Here is a 21,732-nt window from a genome sequence, read left to right on the forward strand (position 1 = left end):
CGGCGCCCCCCGCCCCCCGCCCCTCCCCCTCGGGCCCCTGACCCCACCTCCCGGGGTCGCACTCCCGGGGGGGGGGGGCCTCCCGGGGGGCGCGGGGGGGGGCCCCGCGCCCACCCCCCCCGACGGTACGGACACTTCCACGGAGGCGGAGTACGGGTCCAGCGCTGCAACCCGTCCGCTCGGGTTCGCCGATCTCGTCGCCTTGACCGCGCAGATCGCCGACCTGTGCGGGGTACGGGATCACTTGCGGCCGCGGGTGATCCGAGTGCGCAGCAGGCTGGTCACCCGTCCGAAGGACCCTCAGACCAAGGTCGCAGCCGCTGCACCGTTCCTGAACAGTCTGCTCCCGCCCGACCTGGCTCGCGTATCCACTGCCGTCGGCAAGGGAATCGGTCCGGCGCTGGAGGCGTACCTGAGCGAGCTCGACGCCGGCGTCGTACGGGCTCGGACCGATGTGCGCCAGGAGCGCAGCGCCGTATTGGCCGGTGTGGCTCCGGGCCTGATCCCCGGCGGCCGCTGGCCCGCGCCGGCGAGTCGGCCGCTCGCGCTGAGCCAGCAGTTCGCGGTGGACCGTCTGCTCGCCGACCGGGCGGCAACCGAAGGCGGCATGTTCTCCGTGAACGGCCCGCCCGGCACGGGCAAGACCACGATGCTGCGCGACCTGGTCGCCGCACTGGTCGTCGAGCGAGCGGCGCTGCTCGCTACGTTCGACCGGCCCGAGAAGGCCTTCACCGGCCCGGTGTGGCGGGGCAACGACCGGCAGGGCAAGCGTCCCCGCTTCGTGTCTCGGCTCGACCCGCGGCTGGCCGGGTTCGAGATCGTGGTCGCCTCCTCCAACAACGGCGCCGTGGAGAACATCACCGCCGAACTGCCCGGCATGGACGCACTCGACGAACACTGGCACGGCGGCCCCGACCACTTCTCCGACCTCGCCTCCGCTCTCCTCGGGGCACCGGCCTGGGGTCTGGTCGCAGCGGTGCTCGGCAACAAGACCAACCGCAAGGAGTTCGGAAACCGTTTCTGGTGGGGCCAATTGCCCGAGAAGGAGACCAAGGCCCGCTCCACCGCGGGACTGCCAAAGCTGCGCGGCATGGAGGCCATCCTGCGCGAATGGACCCCGCCGAAACCCCCGGCCGGCGGCCGGAGTCGCGTCACCCCGACGAACCAGCCCGCGGAAGGCGTGCCGGTCCGACCCGTGCCGTCGTGGACCGGCGCCGTCGCCGCGTTCCGTACCGCCCAGGCCAAGGTCGACCGTATGCGATCCGAGCGCACCCGTCTGGCGGGTGCCCTCGCGGAGGTGGAGTCCCCGTCGGCCGGGCACCGGATCGCAGGCCTGGAGACTGCCGTGTCCCAGGCCGACCAGCAGGTAGCCGCCGCCACGGTGGCCCTGGAGCGAGCCGCCACCGGCACCGCCGCCGCCCGGTCGGCCACCGCGGCGGCCGAGGCCGGACACCACGCGGCCTCCGAGCACGTCCCGCGGGCCCGCCAGGAGCTGGCCGACGCCCGCGCGGACCTGTCGGCCGCCCGTGAACTGGCCGCGCACCACCGGGAGTACGTCACCGCGCTCACCGCCCGTCACGACGCTCCTGCGCCCATCGAGCGGGGCCTGCGCGGTGGGCTACGCCGCCTGCTGCAGAGCACGGCTGACCGACAGGCCGCCGAGCGGCAGCAGGAGTACACCCAGGCCGAGATCGCGCACCTGCTCGTCCAGCAGCGCGCAGCGCTCGAGGACTCCTTGGAGCGGGTCGCAGCGGCCGTGCGCGCCGAATCCCTCGCCGTCGGCCGGCACGCCCACTCCGGCAACGCCGTCGACCAGACCGCCGCCGGCCTCAACGCCGCGCTCGACCACGAACGGGCCGCGAGCGCGCGCGAAGCCACAGCGGCCGCCTCCCTCCGGCACGCCCAATACATCGCCGACGCGTCCCGCCGCGATCTGCGCGCTGCCGTGGCCGAACTCGACGGCCACCACCGCGAACTACGGGAAGCTGCCCGGACGCTGCCGTCCCTCCCCTTGGGCTGGGCACACCTCGACGAAGCCGATCAGGAACTCGGCTCGCCCTGGTCCGACGAGGCCTGGTCCACCGCCCGCAGCGACCTGTTCCTGCGTGCCCTGGACCTCCACCGCGCCTTCGTCGCCGGGGCGGCGAAGAAGGTCCGCGGCAATCTCCAAGTCCTCATGGAACTGATGGCCGGCACCAACGGCCCCGTCCCCGACGAGCAGGTCGAGCAGGTCTGGCAGACCCTGTTCCTCCTGGTCCCCGTCGTCTCCACCACGTTCTCCTCCGTGGGCAGCATGTTCGCCCGCCTCGGCCGGGAGTCGATCGGCTGGCTCCTCGTCGATGAAGCCGGACAGGCCACCCCGCAGGCCGCCGTCGGCGCGCTGTGGCGCGCCCGCCGTGCCGTTCTGGTCGGCGATCCGCTCCAACTCGAACCCGTCGTCACCATGCCCACGACCCTTCAACGCCGCCTGCTGAACGCCTACGACGTCGGCGACCAGTGGCTGCCCTCGGCCACCTCGGCCCAGGCCGTGGCCGACCGGACCAACCGCTACGGCACCTACCTCCCGGCACCCGACGGCGACGACGAGCACGTCTGGGTGGGCTCACCGCTGCGCGTCCACCGCCGCTGCGAGAACCCGATGTTCACGGTCAGCAACGAGATCGCGTACGGCGGCCTCATGGTGTACGGCACCGGACCCAAGGCGTTCCCCGACGAGGAACGGAACGGCCTGCTCCCCAGCCGCTGGCTCAACACCGACGACCCCACCCGCCCTCCCGATGCGCCTTGGGGCGAACGCGATCGCCGCGCCTTCGAGTTCGTACTGGACCACTTGCACCGGCAAGGCGTCGACATCGATCGCCTGCGCATCATCGCCCCCTTCCGGGCCCTCGTAGCCGAATGCCAGAAGATCTGCCGCGGTCGCGAAGGCTGGACGTCACAACTGATCGAGGAGCGTTGCGCCACGGTCCACCGAGCCCAGGGCAAGGAAGCCGATGTCGTCATCCTGGTGCTCGGCGGCGGCCGGCCCGGCGCCCGCGACTGGGCCGCCCGAACCCCGCACCTGCTCAACGTCGCCGCGAGCCGCGCCAAACGCCGCCTCTACGTCATTGGCGAGCGCAGCCTGTGGGCCCCGCTCCCGCACTTCGACGTCCTCGCCTCTGAGCTGACGGAGTTCCACCATCTCAGCGACCGAACCACTTGGCCGCCGGACATCGAGTGACCGCCAACGCTGTGCTGCGGGGGCGGAGGCTACATACCCGTCACCACGCAAGGCCACGAGCCGCCGCCCGAGCTCACGCCCGGGCGGCAGCCCCCGCGGATCAGCGCGCGGTCGTGGGGGCCGGGCACCCCGGCAGGGCCGGCCGGTCCTTCGTGCGTACGGCGGGGAGCCAGGCCGTGGGGGGTGTGGAGCCGGGAGGGAGGCGGACGCGGAACCAGCGGGTGGACTGCTGGTCCTCCTCGTTGATGATGGGCTGCCCGTCGGAGACCTGGCAGTCGGCGGCGAGGACGTCGCCGTGCCACACCCGGGTCGCCACGACGTTGTCCGCGGCGTACGGCCGCCGGGGGTCGATCGCCAGGCCCAGACTGCACTGCCGGTCCCGGTCGGCCCGCTCCCGACACCCCTTCTCGGCGTTGAACACCCGGATCGCGCCGGCCTTCGCCTCCGCGCCGCCGGGCGGTGCGGACGGGTTCGCCCGCACCGTGTCCGACCACAGGGTCGCGCCCGCGATCCCGCACAGCGCGGTGGCCAGGACGGCGGCGCGTGCCCGGCCCCGAAGCCGGCCCGCCCCCGTCCCGCGGGTTCCCTGTTCGGCGGCGATACGGGCGAGCAGGCTCTCGGCGGTGTGCGGGGCGCGCGCCGCGTGGGTGGGGGCGAGGCAGTCGGCGGCCAGCGCCCGCCAGAACGGCGGCACCGCGGGGTCCATGCGCAGCGGCACCCGCCCTTCGCCGTACCCCTGCACGGCGGCGCCCCGGGCCATGGGTGTGGCGCCGGAGAACGGGGAGGCGCCGGACGCGAACACCTCGTGGATGATGATGCCCAGGGCCCAGATGTCGGCGCTCGGCCGGACCTGTACGCCGAGTTCCCCGAGCGGCGCCCGCCAGCGCTCGGGCGGGAGGTAGTCCAGGGTGCCCATGGGCGGCGCGTACCCGTGCGTGCCCGTCATCTCGGTGGCGAGGCCGAAGTCCGAGAGCTTCACGGAACGGTCGGTGCCCAGCAGGACGTTCTCCGGCTTGAGGTCGGCGTGGACCCAGCCCGAGCGGTGGAGGTGGGCCAGTCCCTCGCAGATCCCCGCGATCAGCCGGGGGCGGTCGGCCTCGGCCGCCCCCACGTCGAGGAGTTCGCGCAGGCTGCCCGCGGCCCGCTCCATGACCAGCACGATCGCGCCGTCCAGCGAGGGGCGGTCGGGTGCGGCGAGGACGAAGGAGTCCAGGAGACCGATCAGCCGGGGGTGGCCCGCCCTGCGCCCGAGTTCGACCTCGCGGCGCGCGGATTCCACGATCCTGCGCGTCTGGCGCGGGGCGTACCCGGCGGTCGGCATGATTTTCAGCGCGACGTCGGCTGGTCCCGCCGGCCCGCCCGCAGGGGCCACCCCGCCGGTCCGCCCGGGGTACCCGTCGGCCGGCCGTGCCGCGTAGACCGTGGACCAGCCCCCGGACCCGATCAAGTCGGTGACCGTCCAGTCCCGCACCCGGTAGCCGGGCGGCAGGAGGTCCCTGCGCTCGCACTCCGTGGTGTCGCGCAGGCCGTTCGGCGGCGTCATCGCGCGCTCTGCCGCTCCCGCCCGCCGGCCCCCGTCAGGGGCGGCAGCAGCGTGAGGTGCTCCTCCCGTACGAGCCCGAACCGCAGCGCGAGCCCGACGATCTCCTCCCGCTTGCCGTTGCGGCGCTCGCTCCTGCCGGGTTCGCGCAGGTCCGGGGCGCCGATGCGCAGCTTCTCCTCGGCGAGGTAGTCGATGTGCGAGCTGATCGCACGCGCGGTCAGCGTGCCGCAGGTGGGGTGTCCCCTGAGCCGCTCGACGATCTGGGGAGTCGTGGGGACCGCCACGCGGGACTGGTCGCGCAGGCGCGGTTCGCAGAGCGCGACGAGTACGAGGAAGTAGGCGGCCGTCTCGTCCAGGGAGTACGCCGTGACCGTGAGGCGGCCCCAGGGGGCGCCCATGGCGTCCGGGTCCAGATAGACGTGGTCGGGCGCGAACACCTGGAAGGACACGGTGACGTCGCTGCGGGTGGGCAGCACCACGCGTGAGAACTCGAACGGGACGGGCGCACCGACCCGGCGCGGCGGGACCCTCAGGTACTCCCCCGCTCCTTCCGGGTTCTCCACCAGGTAGCTGTGGGTGGCGCTGTGGTTGGTCAGCTGCCAGTGGTCGTCGGCGACGCGGATCTCCCCGGCGAGCCGGGAGATCGCCGGGTCGGCGAGGCGCAGTTCGACGGGGACCGTCGCGGAGCCCCGTCCGAAGCGGGCGGCCTCGCCCGGTCCGAGCCGCAGCGTCACGGGGTCACCGTACGGTTCGCCGCCGTCGGCGCCACTGCACCCCTGCGGCAGATGGACGACTACACCGCTCACGGATCCCCCTGTTCCACGCGTCGCTGCTCGGACGAGTGGAACAATACTCATCTCTCAAGGGAGTTCATCGGCGTACTTCGGCCACTTCGGCAGGGCGGCGCCGGCTGGGCTTCCACCGGGGCAGGAGGCCTACCCTGGCGCCCGTGGAAGCCTCCCGGGTCTCCCTTCGCATCCGGCTCACCCACCCTCCCGCAAGGGCCGCCCGTTGTGTGCCGGGTCACGTCGACTCCGTGTCAACAGTGGCGCTTTGGGGCTCTTTTCGACTCTCTGCCGAGCGGATCGGAGCAGCAGACAGTGCGGGCGGCACAGGGGGCATCGGAGTGGATCCGTCACTCCGGCCGTGGCCGCCGATGGCCTGCCCCGGCCCCGGCAGGGTGGGGAAGTTACCGTGCCCGGGGGGTCACGGCGCCGCCTGCCCGCCCGTTTTCCCCTTTCACTTGGCGAAATCCACACTCCACGATCCGCCCTCCACACTCCAGAATCCGCCCTCCACGCACCGCCCTCCGCGCTCAGAGAGCGGGACTGCCCGATACGACGGGGGCGACCGCTCGGTCGCCGAAGGCCGTCCACGGCCGCCATCCGCCGCTCGGCCGGTCCTGGACGCGGGTGCGGATCCGGCCCTCGGCGGTGACGGCGAAGACGTGCGTGCGCCCGGTGGAATCGAGCGCGGTGGCCGGGGTGGCGGCGAGCCTGATGCCGGGCTCGCCGAACTCCCCGCCGGAATCCCAGCTTCCACCCGGGGTGGTCTGCCAGCGGTGGCCGAGCAGGGCGCCACCGGGCGTCAGGGAGAAGGCCTCCAGGCGGCCGTCGGCGTTGACGGCGAACGCCGGGGCGTCGGCGCTCCAGCCGAACAGGGGCAGCCAGTCGTCCCAGCCGCCGTTCGCCGCGGACTGCCGCCGGCCGAAGGTTCCCACGCCCGACGGTCCGATCGCGGCGACCGTGAGCCGGCCGCTCCCGTCCCGGGCCACCCGCGGTGCGGCGCCCGCCGCGGTGCCGAAGCGGTGCCATGCGGCGGTCCAGGCACCGCCCGGGGTCTCCTGCCACCGGTGGAAGATCCCGGAGCCGCCGGGCGAGAGGGCGAACACCTCCAGGCGGCCGTCCGCGTTCGCCGCGACCACCGGGGGCGCGCCCGCGGCCCCGCCGAAGCCGGGCTCCCACGGGTCCCAGGCCGGGGATCCGGGTGACCGCTGGCGTCGCCGGGCGACGGAGGCGCCGCCGGGGCTCAGGGCGAAGACCTCCAGCCTGCCGTCGGCGTTACGGGCGACGGCGGGGGCGGCGCCGGCCGGGCCTCCGAACTCCTCCCAGTCGTACCAGCCTCCGTCCGGCCGCTGCACCCGGTGGTGCAGGTTGGCTCCGCCCGGGGCGAGCGAGAACACCTCGATCCTGCCGCCGGCGCCCTGGCCGAGGGTGGGAACGGCCCCGGCCGGCCCTCCGAAGGGCTCCCACTCCGACCAGGCGTCGGTGTCCGGGGCAAGCTGGACGCGCCGCAGCACCGAGCGGTCGGAGGCGTCGAGCGCGAACACCGTGAGGCGGCCGCCGACGTCCAGGCCGGCCACCGGATTGTCCGCGCTCTGCCACGGCGGCGGGGTGTCCCGCCACTCCAGGGGCGCCACGTGCAGCCCGTAACGGAACCAGCCCGCGGCGCTGGCGTACCAGGTGTCCCCGTCCGCGAAGACCTCGACGGCGTGGCCGGACACATGGCCCGCGTAGCCGTCGAGGCCGAAGCGGTACGGGTCCCGGGACGCCAGCACGTCCGTGCCCTCGTAGCCGCCCCTCGGTCCCGTGAACAGGTAGTACCAGCCGTCGCGTTCGACTACGTACGGCGACTCGGTGACCGAGACGGTCGCGTCCGTGGTCGCGTCGGTGAACGCGACGCCCGGCTCGCTCCAGTGCAGCAGATCGGCGGACCGCCGGAAGGCCACGACGTGGTGACCGCCCGCGCCGGAGAGCTCCGTGTAGTACATGACCCATTCGTCGCCGACCCGCAGCACCATGGGGTCGCGCGCCGCGAGTCCGCGGAAGAGCGGGCCGGACGGCTCGCGCGTCCAGGTGAACAGGTCGGGCGAGGTCGCGAGGTTGATCGCGGCGCCGCCCGTGCCGCCCGCTCCGCCCGCGGCGTAGAACATCCAGAACCTGCCGCCCGCGGCGACGACGTGGGGCGCCCACAGGTGTTCCTCGCCGAAGTAGGAGGGGTCGACGGTGAGCGCGTCTGCGTGCGTGGTCCACGGACCGTTCGGGCTCGGCGCGGAGGCGTGGACGAAGGAGGTCTCTCCCGTGCTGTCCGGGGATTCGCCGCGCGGAGCGCTGTCCCCGACGATGCTGAACAGGTGCCAGCGGCCCTGGGCCTTGATCAGGGTGTGGTCGTTGAGGTAGCGCGGGCCCGCGGGGGTGGACGGGTCGTAGACGTACGCGAAGGGGCCGGCGCCTACCCACCGGGCGGGCGGCACGGCATCGGCGGCGCGGTAGGCGCCGGCCGGGGCCGCGGCCGCGGTCCGGCCGGTGTCCAGGAACGGGAGCGCGCTTGCCCCGGCGGCGCCCCGCAGGAGGGTGCGTCTGCTGATCGCGGGCATGGGTCTCTCCAGGGAGGCCGCGTGGTCGGCCGTGCCCGAACGGGGGGCACGGCCGGCCACGGGGCGCGTGTGGGGCGGTCGGAGACCGGTCAGCCCTGGGTGGGGCCGGCGGTGGTGTTGAGCCAGGTCCATTCGGACCAGGTGGAGAAGCCGGTCTGCCATTTGTGGAAGGTGCCGGTGTGGTTGGTGCCGAAGACTTCCATCCGGCCGTCGGCGTTGGTGACCGCCGTGACCTCGGTGCCGCCGCCGCCGAAGGCGTTCCAGTCGCCGTACGCCCCGTTGACGGCGCGCTGCCAGGTGTGCATGGCCGTACTGCCGTTCATGGCGAAGACCTCGACCCGGCCGTCCGGTGTGCGTTCGCTGCTGAGTTGCGCGTCGGCGGGACCGCCGGTCCCCTCCCAGCCCGACCAACTGGCCGCGCTGGTCTGGTACTTGTGGAACACCCCGTTCGGGCCGGAGGCGAACACCTCCAGGCGGCCGTCGGCATTGTGGTCGACGGTGAGGTCGTGGCCGCCGCCTCCGAAGGTCTCCCACGTTGACCAGCCGCCGTTGGGGGCCGTCTGGTAGGCGTGCTGGAAGGTGTCGGCGCCCAGGGCGAACACCTCCAGGCGGCCGTCGGGCGACTTCTCCATCTCCACCCGGCTGTCGGCGGGGCCGCCGCCGGTGGCCTCCCACTCCGACCACCCGCCGTTGGGGGCGAGTTGGTACCGGTGGAAGAGGCCGACGGGTCCGGAGGCGTAGACCTCGATGCGGCCGTCGGCGTTGACACCGGCCGTGGTGTCGCGGCCGCCACCGCCGAAGGTCTCCCAGTTCGACCAGCCACCGGAGGGAGAGAGCTGCCAGCGGTGCTGGAAGGTGCTGCCCGACAGGGCGAACACCTCCAGGCGGCCGTCGGCACTTGGTGCGATCGCCAGTTCGGCGTTGCCCGGCCCGCCGAGCGGTTCCCAGGCCGACCAGTTGCCGTTCACCTCCTGCTGCCAGGCGTGGTGAACCCCGTCGGCGCCGGCGGCGAACACCTCCAGCCGTCCGTCCGCCGACCGCGCCGACACCACGCGGCCCGACTCCGCGGGATACACCAGCGGCTTGGGCCGCGGCCCGCTGCCCGGGGTGCAGGGCAGGACGACGCCGCGCTCCGCCAGGTAGACCTCGGGGTCGATGCCGTAGGAGGCGGACTGATCACCCCAGATCCGGAGGTGGAGGTGGGGGCCGTCGACGTTGGTGCCCTCCGCGCCGACCAGGGCGATCTGCTGGCCGGCCACGACGTGGTCGCCCTCGAAGACGTCCCGCCTGGACATGTGCCCGTACTCCGAGATCCGCCCGTCGGGGTGCAGGATCCGGATCCACTGGCCGTAGTCGCCGACGTATCCGGAGATGGTCACCTCGCCGTCGCCCACCGCGTAGATCGGCGTCCCGACGTCGGCCCCGATGTCGACGCCGTTGTGTCCACTGTGGAAGTGCTGGGTCACGGGCCCGGTGGTCGGGCAGGCCGCGGTGAGCTCGGCGGGCCGCGCCTCGGCCGAACCCGTGGCGGCCAGCGCCGACAGCGCCGCAAGGAGTACGGCAGTCGCCGCGAGGACGCGGCTCAGGGGGCCGTTCACGCCTTGCGCAGCCTGTCGATGATGCCATTGATGTCGGCCTCCAGCAGTTCCCGGCGGACATAGTGGCCGCCGCCCACCTCGTGCTGCTCGTAGGGGATGCCCGCGCGGTCGAGGTTCCACTTGAACTCCCGCTGGGTGGCCAGCACCAGGGTCTCGTTGGCGTAACCCTGGATGTCCTCGGGGCTGGTGCCCGCGACCAGGAAGACCCGCTTGTTGCGGTAGCTCTCGATGCGCTCGCACGGGTTGTCCGCGCTGACCCGGGCCTGGTCCCAGAAGGGCACGCCATAGATGCTGCCGCCGTTCAGTTCCACCGCGGCGGAGGAGGCGTTGGCCCAGTGGGTCACCAGGTCACCGTTGCCACCGCGCAGGTTGGCCGGGCCGGAGTGGGCGCTGACCGAGGCGAAGTGGCCGTAATACTTGGCCGCGTACTTCAGGGCGCCGAAGCCGCCCATGGAGAACCCGGAGACGGCGCGGCCGTCGTATTCGGCGTAGGTGCGGAAGTTCGCGTCGATCCACGGGATCAGCTGACCGATGTGGAAGTATTCCCAGTTCCGGGCACCGATGTTGGAGCTCACCGGGTTGGAGTACCAGCCGGCGCGCCCGCCGTCGGGCATCACGACGATGAGGTCCTTCCAGGCGGTCAGACCCCGGATGTCGTGGAACCGGTCGAAGGTGATGAAGTCCTCCAGGCCACCGTGGAGCAGGTAGAGGACGGGGTAGCGGCGCCCGCTGGTGTGGTAGCCGTCGGGGAGCAGCACGTTGACGGCCGGGGTCCAGCCGCCGATGGCGGAAGTCTGGAACCGGTAGTACCACATCCGGGGATCCTGCTCGCCGCGTTCCGTGATGTGCAGGCCGGGAATGTCACCGACGGCGGAAGCGGTCGACGCGGCGGCGAGGACTCCCGCGCCGCCCATGGCCATCGCGGCCGTGAGGCCACCGGCGGTCTTCAGGATGTTCCTGCGGCTGGGGTGCTGCGCGCTCACTGTGTCCTCCTGGTCGGGAGCCTGACGGTGCGTCCGGAAGGTAGCAACGGTGCCGGGGCCGGGAGACCCCGGAAGATTCCGGACTGACAGGGGCGGGCGCGTCGGCTAAGGGCTGTGGCGGGGGCATCGGGGAACTGTCGGAGCCGGCGTCGGCGTCATCGGGATTTCATCGCTCCTCCCTAGCGTGGCCGCGGTCAGACGAAGGCCCGGACCACAGGGGAAGGACGGCTCGATGGCGCTGAGGACATTCAGAGCGAGGCTGCCGATGGTGGCCACGGCCGCGGTGGCGGCGGTGATGGTGAGCACGATGGCGGCCACCGGGGCGCCGGCTCCGGGACAGGCGCCCGACAAGCCGACCATCCGTTACACCGAGTACGGAATCCCGCACATCATCGCTTCCGACTGGGCGGGACTGGGCACGGGCTACGGATACGCCGCGGCCAAGGACAACATCTGCACCTTGGCCGACACCTATCTGATGGTCAACGCCCAGCGGTCCCGCTATCTGGGGCCGGATGGCAAGGCGAGCCCCGGCGAGCACCAGAACACCACCACCAATCTCAACAGCGACATCTACTTCCAACGGATGAACGACGACCGGGTGGTGGAGCGGCTGATCGACCTGCCCGCGCCCAACGGGCCGGAGCCGGAGGTCAAGGGGGCCATTCGCGGCTACGTCCAGGGGTACAACCGGTACCTGGCCGAGACGGGCGTGGACCACATCACCGACCCGGCCTGCCGCGGCAAGGCGTGGGTGCGGCCGATCACGGAGCTGGACGTCTACCGGCACGCGCACGCCGAGATCATCATGGGCACCGCCGACGTGCTGCTCGACGGCCAGGTGAACGCGGCTCCCCCGGGCGCTTCGGCCGCCGCCCCGGCCGCCGCCCCGCCGGCCTCCTCGGCCGCGGAGACCGCGTCGAAGATCCGTGACGCGATGGCGGTCAGCCGGCAGCAGAGCATGGGCAGCAACGCGCTGGCGATCGGCTCGCAGGGCGTGTCCGGGGGCACGAGCATGCTGCTCGCGAACCCGCACTTCCCCTGGCAGGGAAAGAACCGGATGTGGCAGAGCCAGCTGACGATCCCGGGCAGGATCAACGTCTCCGGGGCCAGCCTGCTCGGCTTCCCCGCGGTGAACATCGGGCACAACGATAATGTCGCCTGGAGCCACACCGTCGCCACGGTGGCCCCCTTCGGGCTCTTCGACGTACAGGTCGATGCACTGCACCCGACCAACTACCTGGTCGACGGCGCCTGGGAGGCGATGACCTCACAGCAGGTCGGCGTCGACGTGCTGAACGCGGACGGTTCCATCGGCAGGGTCAACAGGACCTTGTGGGCGACGCGTTACGGCCCGATCACCAATCAGGTACTGACCGTCCCGCTGCCCTGGGTGATCAGCGCGCACGCGGTGCGCGACGCGAACATGGACAACTTGCGGGCGCTGAACACCTGGTTCCGCCTCGACCAGGCCAAGGACGTCGACGAGGTGGTGAACACCCTGGAGACCACGCAGGGCGTCCCCTTCTTCAACACCGTCGCCTCCGACCGCAAGGGCAACGCCCTGTACGCGGACATCCAGGCCACCCCGAACATCACCGACGAGCACGCCCAGTCGTGCCTGACCCTGACCGGCCAGGCGCTGTTCAACCAGGTGCTGCGGCTGCCGAACGTGCCGCCGGTCTCCATCTTCGACGGCAAACGCAGCGCGTGCGACTGGCCCACCGATCCGAACGCGGTCGCACCGGGGCTGCTGGACCCGCACAGGCAGCCGCGGCTGATCCGCAAGGACTTCGTCGGCAACGCCAATGACAGCGCCTGGCTGGCCAACCCCGAGCAACCGCTTTCCTTCCCCCGGGTGATGGGCGACACGGCGGCGCCCCGGTCGCTGCGCACCCAGGAGTTGATCCTGACCGCGCAGAAGCGGATCAACGGCACCGACGGCCTGCCCGGCCGGGGGTTCACGCCGGAGAACATGCGGCAGCTGCTGTTCGCCGACAACAGCCGGGCCGCCGATCTGGCCCTCGACGCCACGGTGACGATGTGCCGGGCCCAGCCCTTCGGGCTCATCCTGGTGGACGGCCAGCTGGTCGACGTGAGCGAGGCCTGCCCGATCCTGGCCGGATGGAAGAGCCACGACTTCACATCGGACAGCCGGGGGTCCTGGCTGTTCGAGAACTACTGGTACGCCCTGCTCGGCGGCCAGTCGGTGGAGAAGCTGCCGTGGCGGATCCCCTTCGACCCCAACGACCCGGTGCACACCCCCAACTCGCTTGACTCCGGAAGCTCCGCCGTCCGCGACGCGTTCGGCCGGACGGTCATCGCCTTCCGCAATGCGGGGATTCCGCTGAACGCGGCGTTGTCGGACGTACAGAAGATCACGCGCAACGGCGAGCAGATCCCGATCCACGGGGCGATCCACGAGCTGGGCGTGCTGAACGTGGTCACCCCCGGCTCGGTCGACGGCAAGATGGACATCACCTTCGGCTCCAGCTTCGTCCAGCAGGTGCGCTTCACCGCCGACGGGCCGCCGCAGGCCTCCTCCGTACTGGCCTACTCCCAGTCGGCCAACCCGAATTCACCGCACTACGCCGACCAGACCAAGTTGTTCTCGGCCGGCCAGTGGGTGACCGAGCGGTTCACCGAGGAGCAGATCGCGGCCTCGCCGGCCTTGGAGGTCAAGGTCCTGAACTGAGACCGGTCTCCCGATCGGTCTCGCACCCGCACGACGACAGAACTCACGAGGGAGCACGCTGTGACGAGGACATCGAATCGGTGGCGAATGGTGGTGGCCCTGATGGCCGCCGTGGTGGGAATGACGCTGCCGACGGGTACGGCACAGGCCGCCGAAGGCACCGAACCGCCGAGGATGACGGACGGGTTCGGCCTGACCCAGGTCGACACGACGGTGGGCGGTCCCACCAACTTCTACATCACCGTGACCACACCCGAGGTCTCGGGCAAGCACCACATCAAGATCATCCTGCCGAGCGGTTACTACGACGACCCGGCCAGGCGCTACCCGGTGCTGTACTTCCTGCACGGTTCGCCCGACGACCCGATCCAGCAGAACTACCCGGCGCTGACCACCTCGAACGAGATGATCACCGTCATCCCGGACGGGGGCGCCCGGGGCTGGTACGCCAACTGGCTCAACCAGAGGACCGCGGCCGGTGCCCAGAACTGGGAGAACTTCCACCTCAAGCAGGTGATTCCGTTCATCGACGCGAACCTGCGGACCATCGCCGCCAAGAAGGCCAGGGCCGTCGCCGGTGTCTCCATGGGCGGGTTCGGGGCCCTGCACTACGCCCAGGTCCGCCCCGACCTGTTCAGCCAGACCGCCTCCCTGTCGGGTGACATCGACCTCTCGGTCCGGTCCATGGACCTGCGGATGGCCGTCGTCGCCTCCCTCGTCGGCTACTCCCCCGGCGTGGACAGTGACGCCGCGTTCGGCTCGCCCTACCCGGTGTTCAACGCCGACTGGAGGTTCAACGAGGTGGACCCCGCGGCGCACATGGACAAACTCGCGGGAGTCGGGGTCTCCATCTACGTCGGCAACGGACGCGGAGACGTCACCGACCTGGAGTTCTGGGTGGAGAGCGCGTCCAAGCACGTCAAGGACAGCATGGACGCCCTGCGCATGCCCTACTACTACGTCGACTACGGCGACGGCGGCGGCTGGGGCACCAACTGCAACGGCGGCCACAACGCCTGGTGCTGGGAAGCGGACCTCCAGGACCTGATTCCGCGGCTGGAACGGTCCTTCGCCTCCTGACCGCGCGGAGCCGGGCCGCCCCGATCCGGTGGCGGCCCGGTCGCCCCGGTGGCGCGGTCACCACAGAGACCCGGTCACCTCGGCGCCGTGGTGAGGCCGAGGCCCGCTTCGTCCCCGCGCAGGACCAACTGGCGCGTCCGCTGCAGCAGCCGGCCCGGAGGAACGCCGAGTTCCTCGGCCAGCCGGCGGCGGGCCCGGTCGAACACGGTCAGCGCGTCGGCCCGGCGGCCGCTGCGGTACAGCGCCCGCATCAGCATCGCGGCCACCGGCTCGTGCAGGGGGTGGGCCGCGGACAGGGCGAACAGTTCGGCGACCGCTTCGGAGTGCTGCCCCAGCCGCAGCTGCCACTCCAGCTTCCGCTGCGCGATGGTGATCCTGCGCTCGGTGAGCCGCAACCGCTCCAGCTCGGCGAGCGGCCCGGGCAGGCCCGCCAGGGGCTCCCCGCGGAACAGGTCCAGCGCCTGCGAACACAGCCGGACCGCCTCCGCCGGTTCTCCTGCCCGGTCGGCCGTCGCGATGTCGGTGACCAGCTGCTCCATGCGGAACACGTCAACGTCGAACAGGCCGGAGACCAGCCGGTAGCCGCACCGGTCGTGCTCGATCACCGCGTCGGGGCGGCCGTCCCCGGTGCGCAGGGCCTTGCGCAGCCGGTAGATGTACACCGGCACCACGTTCGTGACCGGCGAGTTGGCCCCCCATACTCCGTCGAGCAGTTCCTGCTGACCGACGGTGCGGCCCGCGCACAGCGCGAGCGCCGCCAGTACGGCTTGCTGGCGCAGATGCCCCAGCTTCAGCGGCCGCCCGTCCTGCCATGCCTGCAGCGGTCCGAGCAGGGAGATCCGCATCGTCGGTCCGGCCGCGCGGTGGGCATGGGCCCGGGGCGCCGGGTTCGTCGCCTCCGTACGCGGGCCGCGGCCGGGGACGACCAGCCCGCTGTCGAAGGCGTGGACGATGGCGGCGGCCCGGTCGCGCAGCCCGAGTTTCACGAGGACCCGCGCGAGGTCTCCGGCGACGGCGTCCTCGGAAAGGGCGAGAGCGTCAGCTATCTCGTCGTCCCGCAGGCCGCAGCCGACCGCGTGGAGCACCTCGCGCTCCTGGTGCCCGAGCGCGGTGGCGATCGGTCGGCAGGTGGCGGCGGTCGTCGGCATCGCTGCTCCCCCGAGCTCCGGGCTGATCGGTTCGGTCGGTCGGTCGGTTCCGCAGGTCTGGCGGAAGCCGTCGACAAAGTAGGGGGGAGAGCGCCGGGCCGGGCATCCGGAACGATCCGGAGTGACAGACGCGAAGCCCTCGACATCCCTGGACACTGCGCCGCCCCCGCGGCGTAGGACCGATGGCCCATCTTCCCTGCCAGCCAAGGGGGTTGCCGATTCCATCGGCATTTCATCGGTGCGCCCTACTGTCGGCCGCCGACGACGGGAGAGGTTCCGGTGACGACTTCAAGATCATGGTGCGGCAGAGTGCTCCTGCTGCTGATAGCCGGCGCGGCCGCCGTCGCCGCGACCGCGCCCACTGCCGCGATGGCGGCCGTCTCGTCCGACCGCGGCGGCCCGATCACCCGTAGCGAGGTGATCTGGCGGGCCCAGTACTGGATGGACCAGCATCCCCCGTACAACCAGCAGGGTTCCGCGCCCGACGCCGGCGGCGATTTCCGCTACCGCACCGACTGTTCCGGATACGTCTCCATGGCGTGGCATCTGAACGCGAGCCCGAATACCCAAGGGCTGCCCGGCTATTCGCACGAGATCGCGCGGGACGAGTTGCGCGCGGGGGACATTCTCAATTCGTTCTACGACCACACCCTGATCTTCCACAAGTGGGAGGACGATCACGGCGGGTTCTCCTACTACAGCTTCGGCGGAGGTTCCAGCGGCGTAGAGCCTCCGGGGCACTTCCGCACGAACATCAACAACGCCACGATCGACGGTCACCCCAACGGCGACTACAAGGCACTCCGGTACGACAACATCGTCGAGGAGTCCGCGACGCGGCCGCACCCGTACGCCCCGGGCCGGGTCACCTCGGGGCGGTCCGCGGACGGGCGGCTGGAGGCCTTCGCCGCCGGAGCCGACGGCGTGTACCACTCCTGGCAGACCGCGGTGAACGGCGCCTGGTCGCAGTGGCGGTTCGAAGGCGGACCCCGCAACGCGCAACTCTCCGTAGCCGCCAACGCCGACGGACGACTCGAAGTCTTCGCCCTCTCCGACGCCACGTTCGACCACATGTGGCAGACCGGGGTCAACGGCTCCTGGTCCGCCTGGGCCAACTTCGGCGGAGGCGGCTACCGGCTCGCCACCGGCAACAACGCCGACGGCCGCATCGAGGTCTTCGCCTCCAACGCCAACGGAGTCTTCCACCGCTGGCAGACCGCACCCAGCGGCAACTGGGCGAACTGGGAAGGCACCGGCGGCAGTCCGGCCACCTCACGCCTCGCCCTCGAGACCGCACCCGACGGACGTCTTGAAGTCTTCGCCCTCTCCGACACCACCTTCCAGCACCTCTACCAGACCGGGGTCAACGGCGGCTGGTCCACCTGGGAGAACTTCGGCGGCGGCGGACACGACCTCACCGTGAATCACAACACCGATGGACGGCTGGAGGTCTTCGCCTCCAACGCCAACGGCGTGTTCCACCGCTGGCAGACCAGCCTTTCCGCCTGGTCCGGCTGGGAGGGGATAAGCGGTCCGGTCAACTCCGAGCTGGCGTCGGACCGTTCGGCGGACGGCCGGGTCGAGGTGTTCGCGATCAACGGCAGTACCGCCGCCCACATCTGGCAGACCGATCCGAACGCCCCCTATTCGGCTTGGGAAACCTTCGGCGGTGGCGGCACGGAGATCACCGCCGGCCACAACGCCGACGGGCGCATCGAAGTCTTCGCGACGAGCAGCGCCGGTGTCTTCCACCGCTGGCAGACCGGCTTCTCCGCCTGGTCCGAATGGGGCTGGGTGGGCACTTCCGCAGGACCGGGCATCGCGTGAACTCCGCACATTTCACTTCACGACAGAAGGGCAGACAATGGCGATAACTGATTTACGCCGCGTGTTCACCAGACTGGCCTTCGTGGCCGGCACCTGGGCGTTGGCCGTCGGGATGACCGCCTCGGTCGCCGTCGCCGCACACGCGCCCGTTCCGCCTCCGGTTCCGGGCAAGGACCACTCCGGGGTCTCCCGGTATTTCAGCGGCCCGCAGGGCTTCGCCATTCCGACCGTGCCGTGTGATCCGGCCGGTCCGTCGGCCGCCGACGGCATCATGGCCGACCAGCTCAATCCGCAGTTGCACGCGAAGATGGCCGGCTACATGGACGCCTACAAGGTGTCCTGCGCGCGGATGGTCACGCAGGCGGTCAAGGACCGGGGCCTCAACCAGAGGGCCGCGGCCATCGCGATCGCGACGATCATCGTGGAGTCCAGCGTCAACAACTACGCCCAGGCCGTCGACTACACCAGCCTCGGGCTGTTCCAGCAGCAGGACTGGTGGGGCACCCGTGAGGAGCGGCTGAACCCGGCCCACGCCACCAACGCCTTCTTCGACGAGGTGGAACGGATGTATCCGGGCGGCTCGTGGAACAACGAGGCGATCGGCGAGGTGTGCTGGCACGTCCAGCGACCGCGCGAGGACCTGCGCGGCCTCTACGCCATCGAGGCGGACGACGCGGTGATCATGGCCAACGCGCTGTGGTCCGGTACGAGCAGCACCGGCCCCAAGCACCCCTACGGCGCCGGCCGTGTGGTGTCCGGGCGGTCCGCGGACGGTCGGCTCGAGGCCTTCGCCGCCGGCACCGACGGCGTCTACCACGCGTGGCAGACCGCGGTGAACGGCGCCTGGTCGCAGTGGCGGTTCGAAGGCGGACCCCGCAACGCGCAACTCTCCGTAGCCGCCAACGCCGACGGACGACTCGAAGTCTTCGCCCTCTCCGACAGCACCTTCGACCACATGTGGCAGACCGCACCCGCCGGCTCCTGGTCCACCTGGGCCAACTTCGGCGGCGGCGGATACCGGCTCGCCACCGGCAACAACGCCGACGGCCGCATCGAAGTCTTCGCCTCCAACACCAACGGAGTCTTCCACCGCTGGCAGACCGCACCCAGCGGCAACTGGGCCAACTGGGAAGGCACCGGCGGCGGTCCCGCGACCTCGCGCCTCGCCCTCGAGACCGCACCCGACGGACGTCTTGAAGTCTTCGCCCTCTCCGACACCACCTTCCAGCACCTCTACCAGACCGGGGTCAACGGCGGCTGGTCCACCTGGGAGAACTTCGGCGGCGGCGGACACGACCTCACGGCCGGCTACAACCAGGACGGCAGGCTGGAGGTGTTCGCCTCCAACTCCACCGGTGTGTTCCACCGTTGGCAGACCAGCCCGACCTCGTGGTCGGAATGGGCGGGCATGGGAGGGATCTCCAACGCCGAGCTGACCCACTCGCGGTCGGCCGACGGCCGCGTCGAGGTGTTCGCGATCAACGCCACCGCCGCGAGCCACGCCTGGCAGACCCGCCCGAACGCGCCGTACTCGGAGTGGGAGACCTTCGGCGGCGGCGGCACCGAGATCGCCGCGGGCAACGACGCCGACGGGCGCATCGAGGTGTTCGCGACCAGCAGCGCCGGTGTCTACCACAAGTGGCAGACCGGCTTCGCCACTTGGTCGGACTGGGCCTGGCTGAACAATTCCGGACCGGCGATCAACTAGCCGCCCCTGCGGGGATCCGATCCGCGGACGGGAGCTCCGAAGGGCGCCCGCCGCCGTCCCGCCGACCGCACCCGCGGCAGGCGCCGGACGCCGGCGGGCGTTCGGCGCTCCGCCACGGCCTCAAACATCGGTGCTCCGGGCCTCCTCCTCAGGTCCAAGACACCGGCGCTCTGCGTCGGCCCGTCGCCCTGCACGGGGTGGGTGGCGAGGGGTGCTGACGTGGGGTTTCGGGTCAGCACCAGAGCAGCACGGGAGCCAGCGAGGCGTCCCCGAAACAGGTGTGACTCTGCAATTCCGGCACGGCCTCACGACCAGTTCCGGAGGGGTTGCCCGGTTGGCCTACGGGTCATGTGGTGCGCGGGCACACCAGTGGCGGCCCGATTGTGATGGCGGGCCACATATACCGCCGAACTGCGCACTTCTACGTTGTGCCCACACCCCACGAGGTCCAGCCCGCATTCCCCAGTGACCTGCGGGCGCACCAGGCCGGGCACCCGTCCAGTGCGCGCTCCGATCCCGATCGCTTTCACTCACCGTGGTCATGCGGCGGTCCGTAGACGGCTCAGGCCCAGTCGGTCAGGTCGTAGACGGCTTCGCAGAGGGGGTCTTGGGCGGAGTGGTTCTGGTGGACCGCCAGGGTCGTGGGTTCCTCCGGGTGCAGCAGGGCGACGAGCTTTGCGGAGACCCACCACTGAACCGGGCGCAGCGCTCCGTCATCGGAAAGGGGCAGATCGACGGCGATGGTGCGGCCCTCATGGTCGAGGTAGACGCGGACGACGCCGGGGGCATGGTGGTCGAAGCCCGTCAGGACGTAGAGCTCGGGGGCGACGGAAGGCGTCGCGGCGTGCCAGAGGGGGTCGCCGGCGAGGTCGGCGATGAGGTAGTCGATGCCGTCGTCCAGGGTGACCTCGGCCGCTTCGGGAACGACCGATCCCACCAACTCGGCCACGTCGACGTACGGATCCCCCTGCTGTACGGCCTCCACCGGCACGGTGCCCGTGGCCAGGCCGACTGCGGTATGGCGCAAGGCTCCGACATACCACCAGGTGCCGCGTTCACGGCCGCGGCTCGTCGGCAGGTCCACCAGGACGCTCCGCCCGGCGGTGTCTCCGAGACGGACGCGGATGCGCTCTCCGTCGGGGCGCGTCATCGCGCGGATACGCCAGTCGGTGGCCGGGAGAGGCACGCCGATGAACCGGCGCAGCACCAGAAGGGCTTCGGTGAAGTGGTCGTCCATGGGTGTGCTCTCCCCGTCCTCGTCCGGCCGCCGGAGCGGGTGGTCACAGGTCGTTGACCCAGTCGGGGCAAAGGGTCTGGCCCACGCAGTACGCGGTGATGGTGCCGAGCGGGCGCCCGTCAGGGGTCCTCTCGCCTCCGGGCCCCCGGTCGCCGCGCTCGGCGACGCTGACGGTGTTCATGCGCACCTGACCGCTGTTGGTGGCGATGACGTCCCAGTACTCCGCACGGTTGCCGGACACCGGCCGCCTGAGCGGACTGCTCCCCGAAGCGCTTGACGTATTCTTCGTTGGAGTAGGTGCGCAGATCGTCCGGGCCATCGCGTCCGGCTGCCCCCGCCGTCCCCGGTTCGACCAGCAGGACAGACAGACAGGTTGCCGTGAGCACGGGCAGGCCACGCCGCCTCAGGTTCTGGAGCACGCCACAGGTTGTACCCGCCCGCAGGGCTGTCATCAGTGGGAACGGCACTCACCTCACCCATACGGCTGCACTCCCCCTGCAGCGAACCCGGACGCGCGGACCTGCTCGTAGGTGAGCAGCACCCGGGTCATCGAGCTCCAGCAGTCCGTCCGTTCAACCCAGTCCCGCTCGCTGTCCTCGCCGGAGCAGTCGAAGTCACTGACCACGACAAGAACGGCCCGGGGCTGCCCGCGGGTGACGCGGCCGCGGACGACGTCGGCGTACGAATGGGCGGCCCGCATCCGGGGCACCTGGCCGGGCAGCCGATCCTTCCCCCGCCGTCTCTCCCGGCCCCTGTTCCTGTGGCGAACGTGCCTGTCCCCGGTACTCCTTCGTCGGCGGGACCGCGCACGGAGGGCAGCCGCAGGGAATGCCACGACGAGGATCCCGGCAGCGCCGTCGAGCAGCACCGAGCCCGCCGAGCCCGCCGAGCCCACCTCGCCCGCCACCACGGCCGACGCGAGCACATGAGCGACACGATCCAAGCGGTCGCCGGCCTGCTCTCACACCAGCGGACCACCACCCGCAAGCCCGATCAGAGGCAGTGACCACCAGCCCTACCCGCACCTTTCGACCCCGCACCGCCAACCATGCACGAGCTCGTTAGGGCGCCCGAGGTGGGCGAGGTGCGGTCACCCAGTGGTCGAGGTCGAAGTCGTCGTCGGCGGTCAGCACCCGCCACAGCAGGATGCGGTTGGACCGCTCCAGCCGACCGGTTGCTCGGTCACGGGCCCCGGTGACCACCCGGCAGCGGGACGGCGGGCGGGCCGGCACCCCCCCCGGGCCCCAGGGGTCGACCCACCACCCCACACGCGGGGCCGCCGCCGACACGCGGCGCTCGGGGGTGAGCCAACGGGGA

14 protein-coding genes and 1 pseudogene are annotated in these 21,732 nt (G+C 71.5%); 5 read left to right on the forward strand and 10 right to left on the reverse strand.

What is annotated here, in order from left to right; translation table 11 throughout:
• The first annotated feature begins 265 nt into the window (after positions 1 to 265).
• A complete protein-coding gene (locus AB0F18_RS31050) occupies positions 266 to 3,220 on the forward strand; it encodes an ATP-binding protein (protein ID WP_362066648.1) in 2,955 nt (984 codons plus the stop codon).
• Positions 3,221 to 3,320: 100 nt separating this feature from the next.
• Here the strand turns inward: AB0F18_RS31050 and AB0F18_RS31055 are convergent, their stop codons facing one another.
• The 5 genes from AB0F18_RS31055 to AB0F18_RS31075 all read right to left on the reverse strand — a co-directional run bounded on the left by AB0F18_RS31055 (position 3,321) and on the right by AB0F18_RS31075 (position 10,720).
• The gene (locus AB0F18_RS31055) at positions 3,321 to 4,763 is read right to left on the reverse strand and encodes a serine/threonine-protein kinase (RefSeq protein ID WP_362066650.1); all 1,443 of its coding nucleotides are present in this window, start codon (positions 4,761 to 4,763) and stop codon (positions 3,321 to 3,323) included.
• Positions 4,760 to 5,569 carry a serine/threonine protein kinase gene (locus AB0F18_RS31060; RefSeq protein WP_362066652.1) on the reverse strand — a complete coding sequence of 270 codons (810 nt, stop codon included), beginning with the start codon at positions 5,567 to 5,569 and terminating at the stop codon, positions 4,760 to 4,762. Before AB0F18_RS31060 ends, AB0F18_RS31055 begins: the two co-directional genes overlap by 4 nt.
• A gap of 509 nt (positions 5,570 to 6,078) precedes the next feature.
• Complete coding sequence (locus AB0F18_RS31065) at positions 6,079 to 8,139, reverse strand: family 43 glycosylhydrolase (RefSeq protein WP_362066654.1); 2,061 nt, start codon at positions 8,137 to 8,139, stop codon at positions 6,079 to 6,081.
• A gap of 89 nt (positions 8,140 to 8,228) precedes the next feature.
• A complete protein-coding gene (locus tag AB0F18_RS31070) occupies positions 8,229 to 9,683 on the reverse strand; it encodes a peptidoglycan DD-metalloendopeptidase family protein (RefSeq protein WP_362066670.1) in 1,455 nt (484 codons plus the stop codon).
• 50 nt (positions 9,684 to 9,733) lie between these two features.
• Positions 9,734 to 10,720: an alpha/beta hydrolase-fold protein gene (locus tag AB0F18_RS31075; RefSeq protein ID WP_362066656.1), complete on the reverse strand. Its 987-nt coding sequence runs from the start codon at positions 10,718 to 10,720 to the stop codon at positions 9,734 to 9,736.
• Between the two features lie 232 nt (positions 10,721 to 10,952).
• On the opposite strand from AB0F18_RS31075, the gene AB0F18_RS31080 reads away from it, so the two are divergent.
• Together AB0F18_RS31080 and AB0F18_RS31085 are read left to right on the forward strand one after the other, a co-directional pair.
• Positions 10,953 to 13,415: a penicillin acylase family protein gene (locus tag AB0F18_RS31080; RefSeq protein WP_362066658.1), complete on the forward strand. Its 2,463-nt coding sequence runs from the start codon at positions 10,953 to 10,955 to the stop codon at positions 13,413 to 13,415.
• Positions 13,416 to 13,502: 87 nt separating this feature from the next.
• Positions 13,503 to 14,495, forward strand: a complete 993-nt coding sequence (locus tag AB0F18_RS31085) for an alpha/beta hydrolase-fold protein (protein WP_362066672.1) — start codon at positions 13,503 to 13,505, stop codon at positions 14,493 to 14,495.
• Positions 14,496 to 14,569: 74 nt separating this feature from the next.
• On the opposite strand, the gene AB0F18_RS31090 is transcribed toward AB0F18_RS31085, so the two are convergent.
• Positions 14,570 to 15,643: a BTAD domain-containing putative transcriptional regulator gene (locus AB0F18_RS31090; protein ID WP_362066660.1), complete on the reverse strand. Its 1,074-nt coding sequence runs from the start codon at positions 15,641 to 15,643 to the stop codon at positions 14,570 to 14,572.
• A gap of 369 nt (positions 15,644 to 16,012) precedes the next feature.
• Between AB0F18_RS31090 and AB0F18_RS31095 the strand changes: the two genes are divergently transcribed.
• Positions 16,013 to 17,470, forward strand: a complete 1,458-nt coding sequence (locus AB0F18_RS31095; RefSeq protein WP_362066674.1) for a hypothetical protein — start codon at positions 16,013 to 16,015, stop codon at positions 17,468 to 17,470.
• 37 nt (positions 17,471 to 17,507) lie between these two features.
• A complete protein-coding gene (locus AB0F18_RS31100; RefSeq protein WP_362066662.1) occupies positions 17,508 to 19,178 on the forward strand; it encodes a peptidase M23 in 1,671 nt (556 codons plus the stop codon).
• 562 nt (positions 19,179 to 19,740) lie between these two features.
• On the opposite strand, the gene AB0F18_RS31105 is transcribed toward AB0F18_RS31100, so the two are convergent.
• The 4 genes and pseudogenes from AB0F18_RS31105 to AB0F18_RS31120 form a co-directional block, all read right to left on the reverse strand.
• Positions 19,741 to 20,415: a hypothetical protein gene (locus AB0F18_RS31105; RefSeq protein WP_362066664.1), complete on the reverse strand. Its 675-nt coding sequence runs from the start codon at positions 20,413 to 20,415 to the stop codon at positions 19,741 to 19,743.
• 43 nt (positions 20,416 to 20,458) lie between these two features.
• Positions 20,459 to 20,656, reverse strand: coding sequence for a hypothetical protein (locus tag AB0F18_RS31110; protein WP_362066666.1), 198 nt, complete (start codon positions 20,654 to 20,656; stop codon positions 20,459 to 20,461).
• A gap of 231 nt (positions 20,657 to 20,887) precedes the next feature.
• Positions 20,888 to 21,115 (reverse strand): hypothetical protein, encoded by a 228-nt coding sequence (locus tag AB0F18_RS31115; protein WP_362066668.1) that lies wholly within the window; start codon positions 21,113 to 21,115, stop codon positions 20,888 to 20,890.
• Positions 21,116 to 21,476: 361 nt separating this feature from the next.
• Positions 21,477 to 21,732: pseudogene (locus AB0F18_RS31120) on the reverse strand (hypothetical protein); the annotation flags it as partial.

Origin of the sequence: Streptomyces sp. NPDC029216 (assembly GCF_040648015.1) — a bacterium.
Classification (GTDB): Bacteria; Actinomycetota; Actinomycetes; order Streptomycetales; family Streptomycetaceae; genus Streptomyces.

Excerpts from the sequence above, each read along its gene's own strand:
- AB0F18_RS31055 (WP_362066650.1), bottom strand. The coding sequence starts at position 4,763 with ATGACGCCGCCGAACGGCCTGCGCGACACCACGGAGTGCGAGCGCAGG.
- AB0F18_RS31065 (WP_362066654.1), bottom strand. The coding sequence starts at position 8,139 with ATGCCCGCGATCAGCAGACGCACCCTCCTGCGGGGCGCCGCCGGGGCA.
- AB0F18_RS31080 (WP_362066658.1), top strand. The coding sequence starts at position 10,953 with ATGGCGCTGAGGACATTCAGAGCGAGGCTGCCGATGGTGGCCACGGCC.
- AB0F18_RS31085 (WP_362066672.1), top strand. The coding sequence starts at position 13,503 with ATGGTGGTGGCCCTGATGGCCGCCGTGGTGGGAATGACGCTGCCGACG.
- AB0F18_RS31090 (WP_362066660.1), bottom strand. The coding sequence starts at position 15,643 with ATGCCGACGACCGCCGCCACCTGCCGACCGATCGCCACCGCGCTCGGG.
- AB0F18_RS31095 (WP_362066674.1), top strand. The coding sequence starts at position 16,013 with ATGGCGGCCGTCTCGTCCGACCGCGGCGGCCCGATCACCCGTAGCGAG.
- AB0F18_RS31100 (WP_362066662.1), top strand. The coding sequence starts at position 17,508 with ATGGCGATAACTGATTTACGCCGCGTGTTCACCAGACTGGCCTTCGTG.
- AB0F18_RS31105 (WP_362066664.1), bottom strand. The coding sequence starts at position 20,415 with ATGGACGACCACTTCACCGAAGCCCTTCTGGTGCTGCGCCGGTTCATC.
- AB0F18_RS31115 (WP_362066668.1), bottom strand. The coding sequence starts at position 21,115 with ATGCGGGCCGCCCATTCGTACGCCGACGTCGTCCGCGGCCGCGTCACC.